Genomic DNA, 12,604 nt, shown 5'->3' on the forward strand with positions numbered 1-12,604 from the left:
CGTCAGTTTCCACCCTTCGCGGCACTGCGCACGAACAGCAGGCCGCCCTTGGGACCGGGCACCGCGCCCTTGATCAGCAGCAGGCCGTCCTCGGCACGCACCGCGTGCACGGTCAGGCCCTGCGTGGTGACCCGGTCGCTACCCATCCGGCCCGCCATCCGCAGGCCCTTGAACACGCGGCCGGGCGTGGCGCAGCCGCCGATGGAACCCGGCTTGCGGTGCACGGCCTGCGCACCGTGGCTCGCGCCCTGGCCCTTGAAGCCGTGGCGCTTCATGACACCGGCGTAGCCCTTGCCCTTGCTGGTACCGGTCACGTCGACCGAAGTGCCGGCCTCGAACACCTCGGCGGTGATCTCCTGGCCGACCTCGTAGGTCTCGGCGTCGGTGGTGCGCAGCTCGGCAACGTGGCGACGCGGGGTCACGCCGGCCTTGTCGAAGTGGCCGGTGCGCGGCTTGTTCACCTTGCGCGGGTCGATCGCGCCGAACGCCAGCTGCACGGCCGCGTAGCCGTCTTTGTCAGTGGTCCGAACCTGGGTGACCACGTTCGGTCCGGCCTTGACGACAGTGACCGGGACGACCCGGTTCTGCTCGTCGAAGACCTGGGTCATGCCGAGCTTGGTGCCCAGGATGCCCTTCATTTGCCTGTCAGACATGAGTTCTTATCTCCGCCGCTCGCCCAACGCTTACTGGATGTTGACGTCGACGCTCGCCGGGAGGTCGATGCGCATGAGCGCGTCCACCGTCTTCGGCGTCGGGTCGAGGATGTCGATCAGACGCTTGTGCGTGCGCATCTCGAAGTGCTCGCGCGAGTCCTTGTACTTGTGCGGCGAGCGGATGACGCAGTAAACGTTCTTCTCGGTAGGCAGCGGCACCGGCCCGACAACACGGGCGCCGGTGCGCGTGACCGTTTCCACGATCTTGCGCGCCGAGGTGTCGATCGCCTCGTGGTCGTAGGCCTTGAGCCGGATGCGGATCTTCTGTCCCGCCATGGTGGCTGCGTTCCTTGTCGTCTCGTGCCGCTTTGTCTCGTCAACCTGGGCCGGAGCCCGGGTTTCAGCAGTTCAACGGCCCTGTCCCCGGTCCACGCGGTCGGGCGTGTCGCGCCCGCCGCACAGACGGATCCCTAAGGATCGTCGTCTTGCCTGGTCTTCCTCTTACGTGAGGAGGCCGCGGGCCGACCTGGTCTGAACAAGCACCGCGGTCGTCCCTACTGGCCTTTGCCCGCTAGCCTCACCCGAAGGAAGAGCTCCACGGACCGTGGCCACTCGTGCCAGGGCGGCCGGAACCCCGAAGAGTTCGGCCGCCCCAGGACGAGCAACCTGAATAGTGTCGCACACGTGAGTTGACGCCCTGAACTCGGGGGTGTATTGACCCGAATTCAGGGCGCCGACGTCACTTGTTGATCTTGGTAACCTGGCCCGCGCCGACGGTCCGGCCACCCTCGCGGATGGCGAAGCGCAGACCCTCGTCCATGGCGACCGGCTGGATCAGCACGACGCTGATGTCCGTGTTGTCGCCCGGCATGACCATCTCGGTGCCCTCGGGGAGGGTCACGACGCCGGTCACGTCGGTGGTGCGGAAGTAGAACTGCGGGCGGTAGTTGTTGAAGAACGGGGTGTGCCGTCCGCCCTCGTCCTTGGACAGGATGTAGACCCGGCCCTCGAACTCGGTGTGCGGGGTGGTGGTGCCCGGCTTCACGACGACCTGGCCGCGCTCGACGTCCTCGCGCTTGATGCCGCGCAGCAGGAGGCCGACGTTGTCGCCCGCCTGGCCCGAGTCGAGCAGCTTGCGGAACATCTCGACACCGGTGACGGTGGTCTTGGTCGACTTCTCGCGGATACCCACGATCTCGACCTCTTCGTTGACGTTGACCTGGCCGCGCTCCACGCGACCGGTCACGACGGTGCCGCGGCCGGTGATCGTGAAGACGTCCTCGATCGGCATCAGGAAGGGCTTCTCGAGCTCGCGCACCGGGTCCGGCACGTTGTCGTCGACGGCGTGCATCAGCTCGAGCACGGCGTCGGCCCACTTCTGGTCGCCCTCGAGAGCCTTGAGGCCGGAGACGCGCACGACCGGCGCGTCGTCGCCCGGGAACTCCTGCGAGGACAGCAGCTCGCGGACCTCCAGCTCGACCAGCTCGAGGATTTCCTCGTCGTCGACCATGTCGGCCTTGTTCAGCGCCACGACGATGTAGGGCACGCCGACCTGGCGGGCCAGCAGCACGTGCTCGCGGGTCTGCGGCATCGGGCCGTCGGTGGCCGCGACCACCAGGATCGCGCCGTCCATCTGCGCGGCACCGGTGATCATGTTCTTGATGTAGTCAGCGTGACCGGGGGCGTCCACGTGCGCGTAGTGACGCTTCTCGGTCTGGTACTCGACGTGCGAGATGTTGATCGTAATACCGCGCTGCTTCTCTTCCGGCGCGTTGTCGATCTGGTCGAACGCACGGGCTTCGTTCAGCTCCGGGTACGCGTCGTGCAGAACCTTGGTGATCGCCGCGGTCAGCGTGGTCTTGCCGTGGTCGACGTGACCGATGGTGCCGATGTTGACGTGCGGCTTGCTCCGCTCGAACTTCGCCTTCGCCACTGGAATGTCCTCCTGGACTGGATTTGCTTTGTGCTCGCGGGGCAGCGTGGCTGCCGCCCCGCGAATGTTCCTTCGTCGTTGCTGCGGACGTTCAGGAGAGTCCCTTAATGCCCGCGAGCGGAGGGGATTACTCCCCCGTCGCCTTCGCGATGATTTCCTTCGCGACGTTCGCGGGAACCTCGGCGTAGGAGTCGAACACCATGGAGTAGTTCGCCCGGCCCTGGGTACGGGACCGCAGGTCGCCGACGTAGCCGAACATCTCCGACAGCGGGACCAGTGCCTTCACGACACGGGTACCGGCGCGCTCCTCCATGGCCTGGATCTGGCCACGGCGGGAGTTGAGGTCGCCGATCACGTCACCCATGTAGTCCTCGGGAGTCGTGACCTCGACGGCCATCATCGGCTCGAGGATGACCGGGCCGGCCTTCTTCGCGGCTTCCTTCATCGCCATGGAACCGGCGATCTTGAACGCCATTTCGGAAGAGTCGACCTCGTGGTACGCGCCATCCAACAAGGTGAACTTCAACCCGACGAGCGGGTAGCCGGCCAGCACGCCGTACTGCATGGCGTCCTGTGCGCCCGCGTCGACCGACGGGATGTACTCCCGCGGCACGCGGCCACCGGTGACCTTGTTGTCGAACTCGTAGAGAGCACCGTCGGTGCGCTCGAGCGGCTCCAGCTTCACGATGACCTTCGCGAACTGGCCGGAACCACCGGTCTGCTTCTTGTGGACGTAGTCGAGCTTGTCCACGGTCTTCTTGATGGTCTCGCGGTAGGCGACCTGCGGCTTGCCGATGTTCGCCTCGACCTTGTAGTCGGACTTCATCCGGTTGACCAGCACCTCGAGGTGCAGCTCGCCCATGCCGGCGATGATCGTCTGGCCGGTGTCCTCGTCCAGGTTGACCTGGAACGTGGGGTCTTCCTCGGCCAGCTTCTGGATCGCCAGGGAGAGCTTCTCCTGGTCGGCCTTGGTCTTCGGCTCGATGGCCACCTTGATGACCGGGTCCGGGAAGGTCATCGACTCGAGCACGACCGGGTTCTGCGCGTCGGCCAGGGTGTCACCGGTGGTGGTGTCCTTCAGGCCGATGACCGCGTAGATGTGGCCGGCCAAAGCCTCGTCGACCGGGTTCTCCTTGTTGGAGTGCATCTGGAAGATCTTCCCGATGCGCTCCTTGCGCTCCTTGGTCGCGTTGACGACCTGTGCGCCGGAGGCGACCTTGCCCGAGTAGACCCGGATGTAGGTCAGCTTGCCGAAGAACGGGTGCGCGGCGATCTTGAACGCGAGCGCGGAGAACGGCTCCTCGGTCGTCGCGTGCCGGGTGACCGGGGTCTCGCCGTCCGGCAGCAGACCCTCGACCGGCGGCACGTCCAGCGGCGACGGCAGGTAGTCGATGACCGCGTCCAGCATCGGCTGCACGCCCTTGTTCTTGAACGCGGAGCCGGCCAGGACCGGGAACGCCTCGCGGGTGACGACCAGCTTGCGGATGCCGCCCTTGATCTCGTCCTGCGTCAGCTCTTCGCCCTCGAGGAACTTCTCCATCAGCGCGTCGTCGGTCTCGGCGACGGCCTCGATCAGCTTCTCGCGGTACTCGGCGGCGCGGTCGGCCAGCTCGGCCGGGATGTCCTCGACGGAGTAGTCGTCGCCCTTCTGCACCTCGCCGCGCCAGACCAGGGCCTTCATCCGGACCAGGTCGATGACGCCCTCGAACTCGTTCTCCGCGCCGATCGGCAGCTGGATGGCCAGCGGCCGGACGCCGAGGCGGTCCGAGATGGTCTGCAGGGTGTAGTAGAAGTCCGCGCCCAGCTTGTCCATCTTGTTGACGAAGCAGATGCGCGGGACGTCGTACTTGTCCGCCTGCCGCCAGACCTGCTCGGACTGCGGCTCGACGCCTTCCTTGCCGTCGAAGACGGCGACCGCGCCGTCGAGCACCCGCAGGTTGCGCTCCACCTCGACGGTGAAGTCGACGTGCCCGGGGGTGTCGATCAGGTTGATCTGGTAGTCGTTCCAGAAGGTGGTGGTGGCAGCCGAGGTGATGGTGATGCCTCGCTTCTGCTCCTCCTCCATCCAGTCCATGGTGGCGGCGCCGTCGTGGACTTCGCCGAGCTTGTAGTTGATCCCGGTGTAGAACAGGATCCGCTCGGTGGTGGTGGTCTTACCGGCGTCGATGTGCGCCATGATGCCGATGTTGCGGACCTTGTTGAGGTCGGTCAGCACTTCACGTGCCACGAGAATGTTCCCCTGTCTCGAACGTGGGGCCCGGCATGGCTTCTATCGGCAGCCGGGCGGTCATCACCAGCGGTAGTGCGCGAAGGCCTTGTTGGACTCGGCCATCTTGTGCGTGTCTTCGCGGCGCTTGACGCTGGCGCCAAGGCCGTTGCTCGCGTCCAGCAGCTCGTTCTGCAGCCGCTCGATCATCGTCTTCTCGCGGCGGGCCTGCGAGAACGAGACCAGCCAGCGCAGCGCCAGCGTGGTGGAGCGGCCGGGCTTGACCTCGATCGGCACCTGGTAGGTGGCGCCACCGACGCGGCGGCTCTTCACTTCGATGGTGGGCTTCACGTTGTCGAGCGCGCGCTTCAGCGTGACGACCGGGTCGGTGCCGGTCTTCTCGCGAGCGCCTTCGAGAGCGCCGTAGACAATGCGCTCGGCCAGGGACCGCTTGCCGTCCTTCAGCACCTTGTTCACCAGCTGGGTGACCAGCGGGGAGGCGTAGACGGGGTCGGAGATCAGCGGCCGCTTCGGCGCCGGACCCTTGCGAGGCATTAGCTCTTCTCCTTCTTCGCGCCGTACCGGCTGCGCGCCTGCTTGCGGTTCTTCACACCCTGGGTGTCGAGCGAACCGCGGATGATCTTGTAGCGAACACCCGGCAGGTCCTTAACCCGGCCGCCGCGCACGAGCACCATCGAGTGCTCCTGGAGGTTGTGGCCTTCACCCGGGATGTACGCGGTGACCTCGATACCGCTGGTCAGCTTCACACGAGCAACCTTGCGCAAGGCCGAGTTCGGCTTCTTGGGAGTCGTGGTGTACACGCGGGTGCACACGCCACGACGCTGCGGGCTCCCCTTGAGGGCCGCGGTCTTCTGCTTGGCAGCCTTGTCCTGGCGGCCCTTGCGGACCAGCTGCTGGATCGTGGGCAATGGACCAGCTTCCTGTCGTGATCTTGCTTCTTCGTGTCTTCACCGGTCCCCGCGGTCGGGCGTGTCGGCCCGCGTCACGGTCTCTCGACCGGTAACTTCCCGGAGGGATTTTCCGTCGGAACCCCACGTGGCGAGGCTGGTGAACCGGGTGCAAAAGCACCCCGCTCATGCCCAACGGCACGCGGAGCGGCCCGACGCCTGCCGGGCACGGTCTCCAAAGATACCCGTCCACTCGCCGAGCGGTCCGGGCGGGGGGTCGCTACGGTCGCCGACCGGTCATCGTAACCCCAGATCGGGGCCTTGGGACGGCGCCGCGCGGGACTTCCCGGCATACAGAACGCCGGGCTCCGGGACGCTATTCCGGAGCCGGTTCCCGCGGTCAGGGCGCACTCGGGTTCGCATGCCGGGACGGGGCGACCAATGAATGGACGCGCGCCGGACCCCGCGGCTTCCCGCGCCCCAATGTGGCGTTCGGTGCGTTCAGCGCACCCAATGCGGCGTTCGGTGCGTCAGATGCACCCAATGCCACATTGGGGTGTTCTCAGCGGCGCGGCGTGTGGGGGGTTCGTTGTGGCGTGCTGGCCAGGGGACGCGGAGCACAGCCTGGCGAGACGGGCGGTGTGGCTCCGTTGCCGCGAAAAGTACGTGAGGGGAACCCTGAGGGAATCAGAGTTCCTCAGGGTTCCCCTCACGGACCTTCGGCATCGCGCTCCCGGCGTGCGCCAGGCCCATCGGCGGCAAGACCCCTGCGCACCGCCGACACCGCGCCCCGCTGCCGGGAAAGGCCGTCAGGGCGGTTCGCGGCGGCGTTAAGAACGTGAGAGAAATTCTTCGGCGGCAAGGAGAAGAGCCGCCGGCTGTTCCACAATGGACTCGCGTCCCGGGGTGACGATCGCCTCACCGGGGCGCGGCCGCGAAACCCGGCCCGGCGGTGTGCACCCGCCGGGCCGGGCCGCGGGTCAGTCCTCGTCGGGCTTCGCGTGGTCGGGCTTGCCCGGGTTGGGGTCGCGCGACAGATCGATCAGCGGGTGCACTCCAGCCCCCTCCGGCGCGGCATGGCTGCCGCCGGTCTTCTTGTCCCCCGGCTGGTCGACCTTCTCGCTGCCGTCCATGTCGCCTCCTCGTTCGGTTCCCCTGCCGTTCTGCACGGTACCTGCCGGGGAAATCGGTGGACGGACTCCCCAAGATGAGGGACGTGGACTGGAAGATCAGCGAATTCCCGGCCGAACACCCCGACGCGGCGGCGATCCTGCGCGAGTACATGGACGAGCTGGCGTCGCGGTACTACGGCCGCCCGGCGACGCCCGCCGAGGTGGACGCGGCGCTCGCCGACGAGCCCAGCGACGGCCTCGTCGCGCCGACCGGGGCGTTCCTTTTGGCTTATCGCGAGGGGAAGCCAGCCGGTTGTGTCGGCGTCCGGGTGGTCGAGCCCGGGCTGAGCGCGTTGACGAAGGTGTACGTGCGCCCGGAGCATCGCGGGCACGGCGGCGGCAAGCTGATCGTCGCGGCGGCTGAAGAAGCGGCGAAGCGGCTGGGCTCGACCCGGATGCGGCTGGACACCCGCGACGACCTGGTCGAAGCACGCGCGCTCTACGCGTCGATGGGCTACGCCGAGGTCGAGGCCTTCAACGACGACCAGTACGCCGAGCACTGGTTCGCCAAGGATCTCAGCTGAGCCGTCCCGCACAGTTGGCCACCTCACCGTCCGCGGCTTTCGCGGACCGAGCCAGCACGCCGTTCACCGAGATCCGGCATTCGACCGCGCCGCTCGACTGGCCCATCAGCTGCACAGTCGGCGCGACGGCGGTCTTCGGCCAGGTCAGGGTCTTGCTCCAGGGCAACGGCACCGACAGCTCCTGGTGCACCAGGCCGAGGCCGTTGTCGTCGTAGACCACGGTGGCGGTGCCGGAGCCAGCGAGTTCGTAAGTGATCTGCCAGTTGGACGGCGCGGGCGCGACTGGCGCGGTGGACGTCGTCGGGGCCAGGGTGCGGGTGATGGTGCGGTCTGGGGCGCGCTGCGGCACTTCGGCGGTCGGCGCGGATATCGCGGCCGGAGCGGGCGTTGGAGCGTCGCCGGCGCCGAGGATCACCACGGTCGCGGCGACGGCGGCCACCGCGATGCCCGCGATCGCGAGCCTGCCGATCAGCTGTCTGTCCATGTTCCTCGTTCTTTCGCCGGGAGCCGCCGGTGGTTCCCGGGGACGAGGGGAACCACCGGCGGAGACGGGGTCAGCCGGGCAGGATCCGGCCGGGGACGCCGTTCAGCGACTGGATCAGGCCGAGCACCGGGACGCCCAGCGGCGCGAACGTCCAGATGTTGTTCAGGTTCGACGTGTCCGGCTCGTCGACGACGGTGACACCGGGCTGGTCCTGAGTCGCGGCCAGCGCGGGCGCGGCGGCGCCGAGCACGGCGGCTCCGGCGAGCGCGGTGGCGGCTACGGCTCGGACGACGGTCTTCTTCATGGCTTTCTCCTTCTGTGGTCAGGAAACGGCGGTGATGGCGTTGAACACCGGCGCGAGGAGCTGGGCCGGGGCTTGGGTGGTCGGGCCGAGGAGGCTGCCCGCGTCGAGGCCGGGGACGACCCAGACCGACGGGCCGCCGCCGCTCGGTGCGCCGGGGACGCCGGGCAGGCCCGGGGTGGGCAGGTTCGGCACGGAAGGCAGCGAGGGCAGGCCGCCGGCCGGGAGGGACGGGAGGCCGCCCGTCGGCAAGGACGGCAAACCGCCAGTCGGCAACGAAGGCAGGCCGCCGGTCGGGAGCGAGGGCAGGCCGCCCGTCGGCAACGAAGGCAGGCCAGCGGCGGGCTGAGCGGCGGCGGACGTCTCCGGGGTGGCGGCGTTGGCCGCTCCCCCAGCGAATCCGGCGAACGCCCCGGCCGCGGCGAGCGGCAGCAGGATCCGGGCGGCAATGCGTTTCATCAGGGGTTTTCCTTTCTTCGGGGTTTTTCGGGTCAGCGGAGCGCGCCGCTGATCGGGACGATGGTTCCGTCGGGGATCCACTGCCCGGCGTAGTCGCGCGCGGCCTGCATGCCGGGCGCGTGCGGTTCGCCGGGGTACATCGGCATCGCGTTGACCTGCGCGGCCGCGAACAGCTGCACCTCGCCGTTCACCGCTGTCCACTGTGGACCGAGCCAGGTCCGGAAACCGCCCAGCGACGGGCTTTCCCCGCCGAAGCTGTTGCCGACGGCCACCGCGTAGCTCACCGCGAGCTGGTCGCGCGGGTCGAAGCGCAGCGGCATGGCCGCGCTGGCGACGGTGTTGACGATGGGCCCGTTGAGCAGCCACGGCGCGAGGTACAGGCCGAACTGGTGGGTCGGTTTGAGCCGCTGCGATTCGGCGGCGCGGCTCATCGCGAGGTATCCGTCGCTCCAGCCGGAGACGACCACCAGCGCGGTGTCGGCCGCCGCGTCCGGGCGCACCGGCAGACCGACGCGCGCGGCGGTCTCGCGGACGAGCTGCGCGGCTTGCACCCCACGCGGCGATTTGTCTTCGACCAGTGTGATCGCCGACGGCTTTCGCGAGGCGAGAAACTCGACCAGCTTCACCAGCGAACCACGGTCCTCCGGTGACAACGCGGCCGAAGGACAACTGGTGAGCACGTCGCGTTTCTGCGCCACCAGGCCGCCGAGTGCGGCTTCCGCGCATTCCGGCGCGTCGGCGTCCGAAACCGCCGGACCCGTCTCGGTGCCCGCGTCGACGTCGACCGTGGTGGTCGCGTCGCCCTTGCGCACCACGAGAGTGCTGCGTCCGGCCGGAAGCTCGACCTCGGCCCAGCTGCCTTCCGCACCGGCCCGCGCCGCCGCGGTGGTCACGATCCCGCCCTCGACGCCAGCGGACAGGTCCGTCCCCGCACTCGAAGGGAAGTGCACGAGATTGCGCCCGGGCCGGTGCGGACTGACCAGCACCGGCACGGTCGCGCCGCCGACTGTCGCGTCGGCCAGCACCGGCACCCCGGGCACGGGCAGCGGGGCTGGCTGCGGCACCGCGGCAAGCGCGCTCCACGCGACGAAACCGAGTGCGACACCGGCGACGCCGTAGCGGTAGCCGCGAATGGAAGCGTTGCGAGACAACAAGATTGCCGACACGACGGTCACCGCCGCAGGCAGCAGGACCACCACGATCAGCGAGATACCGAAGAGCGTTTCGTACAGCCGTCGGTCGAAAGCGACCCCAGAGACGCCGAGTTGCACGACGCCTGCGAGCGTCAACAGTCCGGCGAGACTCACCGACAGCGGACCGACGCGCAACGGCGTCGAGCGCCACTGCTCCACCGGCACCCAAGCCGACAGCAGCGTCACGCCGAACCACAGCGCGGCCGCAGCGACGTACACGGTGTCGATAGCGAAGGAGATCCCCGAGCCATCGACGGAGGTCTCCAGCACCACGAGCACGACAAGCGCGAGCGAAGCCCAACGGCCCGCCGAGGGCCACCGCAGCAGCACCGGCACCGCCAGCGCGAGCACAACGTGGACGATCAGCGCGACGAGGTTGACGTCGACCGTCGCCGCCGACACCGCGGCCAGCACCGCCGAACCGACGCCCAGCGCGCCGGTGGTGATCCACAGCTTGCGCGGCAGCGGGCCGACGAGCGGGCGCAGAATCCCGGTACCGGCGAGGAATGCCGTCGCCAGCAGCAATATCAACCGCAGCACCAGCGCGGCACTGTCCACACCGGACGATCCGGTGGCGACCGGAGTGACGTGGTGATCCATGGAGACCTTCCGGGGAGAAGATCCCGGCGCGCGGACGGGCGCCCGCGCGCCGGGGAGGAGTTACTTCACGTTCTGGTCGGCGACCACGAACAGCTCGGAGTGCGGCTTGGCGTTGCCGAAGTCCCCGTGCGGCCACGACTTCCGGTTGAAGTTGAGGCCGACCTGCCCGGTGAACTCGTCGCGGAAGTTCTGATCGACCGCGAGCTTCCCGTCCGGCGAGAGGTTCAGCAGGTTGACCTTGTGGTCACCGTCCAAACCGGACCGGGCGACGAAGTAGTTCGACACCGCGATGTGCTGCGGCTGCTCGGTTTCGTGGTAGAGACCGTCCTGGCCGAGCGCGAAGTTGTCGTACGCGCCCCAGTGCGGGCCCGCCCCGGGAACACCCGGGTTAATCGGCGCGGAACCGACGACGGTCGGCAGGTCTCCCCCGCCGCCCTGCTGCGCCTTCTCCTTGGTGTCGACGCGGCCCTTGATGTCCTCGACCTTGTCGCCGGCCGCGACCAGCTTCTGGATGTCGAGCACGTACACGCCGCCGGTGGTGCCGGGGTCGTCCGGGCCGAGCGCGCCCTTCTGCCTGCCCTGCACCGCGTGGTACAGGAACCGGTCGTCCGGGCTGGTCTGCAGCCAGCCGCCGTTGGAGCTCGCGCCGTTCGAGTCGTTCTGCGAGTAGATCGGCTTGCCCGCGGTGCCGTCGTCGAAGACCTCGATCCAGTGCGGATCCTTCGCCGTGATGTCCGGCGTGTAGAAGATCGCGCCGCCCTGCATCGTCTCGGCGAACGCGCCCTTGTGGCCGGGCTTGTTCGTCACCGTGGTCTCCATGACCGCGCGGCTTTCCGAGTGCAGCGGATCCGCCGGGTTCGCCCGCGGGCCGTCTTGCAGGTAGGACACCGCCTTCAGCTTCGGGTGATTGCGGTCGGAGATGTCCCAGGTGCGGATCGTCGGCCGGCGCAGATACGGCGACGGCTGCTTCACCGGGTCGAGAATGATGTTGCGCGGTTCGGCGTAGTCACTGGTGACGAGGGTGTTGAGATCCTCGCGCGCCTGAACGCCGTGCGGGTTCGCGCAGGACGGTTTGCCCAACTGTGGCAGGTTGTCGCACAGCTTCGCGTTGTCGCCCTGCGGGGTCGCCGCCGGATTCTGCGACAGCACCTGCGCGTTCTGGTCGAAGTGCACGACCTCGCCCGGGCTGCCGGCGAAACCGTTGCCGATCTGCGTGGAGCCGTCCTGGTACGCGTACGGACCGGGCACGACCGGACCGCCCATGTACGTGCCGTAGGCGGTGCCGTCCTTCAGCACCCAGTACGCGTCCGGCACAGACCCGCCGAGCGTCTGCGTCGGCAAGCTGATGCCCTTGAGTTTCAACTGTGGCAACGCACTTACGTCAAACGCGTACGTCGCCGCGGCGAACAACGCGCCAGCGTAAATCGTGTCGCCCTTGTGCCACACGTACTGCATGTGGTGCGGCTCGTTCTCGACGAGCGGCCCGACGGTCGCGGTGTTCACCACCTTGCCGTACGTCGGCGAGCCCTGCGTCGCGTCGATCACCGCGAGGAAATCGGGGCCAGGCAAGGCATTCTTGACTTTGCCGAGGCCGCCGCCGAGCGAACCCGGCAGGTTTTTGACGTCCTTCACCGCGGTGTCGGCGATGTTCTCGTCGCCGGCCCAGACCAGCAGCCACTTCTTCGGCGTGCCGTCGGCGGAACGCGCTTGCGCGGCAAGGTCTTTGCTGACCAGGTGGTTCTGCACCCAGTACTGCTTGCCGTCGGACGCGGTTTTGGCGTCGGTGACCACCTGAACGTCGGCGTAAGCGCTGGTGGTCGACCCGGTGTAGGTCACCGCACCGATCGCGAGCGCGACCGCGCCGGCGACGGTCAGCGCTTTCCGCCATCGGGGCGGGGCGCCCGAGGAGGAGCTGAATCGCATTGTGTCTCCCTGTTTGTGTTCCCGTGAAGCGCCCGCGAAGGCACTTCTTTCCCCGTTCTGCGGGCAGCACGAAACCCGCGCGAAACCCACTCCGAACAGAGAAAGCGTTCATCCCCTCGGGTCAGGCAAACCCGTTGCGGGGCAAGAGAAATCAGCCAGCCGGACGCGGCCGGGAGAAAGGGTCAGGAATCCCTACACAGCGCACTGGCCTGCTGGCGCAGATCCACGTGCAGACGCCACACCAGGGC

At 68.2% G+C, this 12,604-nt stretch carries 13 protein-coding genes; 1 reads left to right on the forward strand and 12 read right to left on the reverse strand.

Translation table 11 applies throughout. From position 1 onward, the window contains the following. Positions 1-2: 2 nt before the first annotated feature. The 7 genes from rplC to AB5I40_RS23200 form a co-directional block, all read right to left on the reverse strand. Positions 3-653 (reverse strand): 50S ribosomal protein L3, encoded by a 651-nt coding sequence (gene rplC / locus AB5I40_RS23170; RefSeq protein ID WP_370932197.1) that lies wholly within the window; start codon positions 651-653, stop codon positions 3-5. Between the two features lie 30 nt (positions 654-683). After that, entirely contained in the window at positions 684-989 is a 306-nt protein-coding gene (rpsJ, locus tag AB5I40_RS23175) for a 30S ribosomal protein S10 (protein ID WP_003102098.1), read from the reverse strand. Positions 990-1,392: 403 nt separating this feature from the next. Beyond that, entirely contained in the window at positions 1,393-2,586 is a 1,194-nt protein-coding gene (tuf, locus tag AB5I40_RS23180; protein ID WP_037816270.1) for an elongation factor Tu, read from the reverse strand. A 127-nt stretch (positions 2,587-2,713) separates the two neighbouring features. After that, positions 2,714-4,813 (reverse strand): elongation factor G, encoded by a 2,100-nt coding sequence (gene fusA, locus AB5I40_RS23185; protein WP_043827659.1) that lies wholly within the window; start codon positions 4,811-4,813, stop codon positions 2,714-2,716. Between the two features lie 63 nt (positions 4,814-4,876). Beyond that, positions 4,877-5,347: a 30S ribosomal protein S7 gene (gene rpsG, locus AB5I40_RS23190; protein WP_007031033.1), complete on the reverse strand. Its 471-nt coding sequence runs from the start codon at positions 5,345-5,347 to the stop codon at positions 4,877-4,879. Then, entirely contained in the window at positions 5,347-5,721 is a 375-nt protein-coding gene (rpsL, locus tag AB5I40_RS23195; protein ID WP_003102113.1) for a 30S ribosomal protein S12, read from the reverse strand. The genes rpsG and rpsL overlap by 1 nt, the downstream gene beginning before the upstream one ends. A gap of 959 nt (positions 5,722-6,680) precedes the next feature. Continuing rightward, positions 6,681-6,833 carry a hypothetical protein gene (locus AB5I40_RS23200; protein ID WP_344270092.1) on the reverse strand — a complete coding sequence of 51 codons (153 nt, stop codon included), beginning with the start codon at positions 6,831-6,833 and terminating at the stop codon, positions 6,681-6,683. Between the two features lie 83 nt (positions 6,834-6,916). Between AB5I40_RS23200 and AB5I40_RS23205 the strand changes: the two genes are divergently transcribed. After that, a complete protein-coding gene (locus AB5I40_RS23205) occupies positions 6,917-7,396 on the forward strand; it encodes a GNAT family N-acetyltransferase (RefSeq protein WP_370932198.1) in 480 nt (159 codons plus the stop codon). Here AB5I40_RS23205 and AB5I40_RS23210 read toward each other — a convergent pair. The 5 genes from AB5I40_RS23210 to AB5I40_RS23230 all read right to left on the reverse strand — a co-directional run bounded on the left by AB5I40_RS23210 (position 7,389) and on the right by AB5I40_RS23230 (position 12,356). After that, on the reverse strand, positions 7,389-7,880 hold the full coding sequence (locus AB5I40_RS23210; RefSeq protein ID WP_370932199.1) for an MmpS family transport accessory protein: 492 nt from the start codon (positions 7,878-7,880) through the stop codon (positions 7,389-7,391). The genes AB5I40_RS23205 and AB5I40_RS23210 overlap by 8 nt on opposite strands. 70 nt (positions 7,881-7,950) lie before the next feature. Then, on the reverse strand, positions 7,951-8,184 hold the full coding sequence (locus AB5I40_RS23215; protein ID WP_182894656.1) for a hypothetical protein: 234 nt from the start codon (positions 8,182-8,184) through the stop codon (positions 7,951-7,953). Between the two features lie 18 nt (positions 8,185-8,202). Then, entirely contained in the window at positions 8,203-8,640 is a 438-nt protein-coding gene (locus AB5I40_RS23220) for a hypothetical protein (protein ID WP_370932200.1), read from the reverse strand. Positions 8,641-8,672: 32 nt separating this feature from the next. After that, the gene (locus AB5I40_RS23225) at positions 8,673-10,433 is read right to left on the reverse strand and encodes a hypothetical protein (protein ID WP_370932201.1); all 1,761 of its coding nucleotides are present in this window, start codon (positions 10,431-10,433) and stop codon (positions 8,673-8,675) included. A 60-nt stretch (positions 10,434-10,493) separates the two neighbouring features. Beyond that, positions 10,494-12,356 (reverse strand): hypothetical protein, encoded by a 1,863-nt coding sequence (locus tag AB5I40_RS23230; protein WP_370932202.1) that lies wholly within the window; start codon positions 12,354-12,356, stop codon positions 10,494-10,496. Positions 12,357-12,604 lie beyond the last annotated feature (248 nt).

Source organism: Amycolatopsis sp. cg13 (assembly GCF_041346965.1).
In the GTDB taxonomy this organism is placed as follows: Bacteria; Actinomycetota; Actinomycetes; order Mycobacteriales; family Pseudonocardiaceae; genus Amycolatopsis.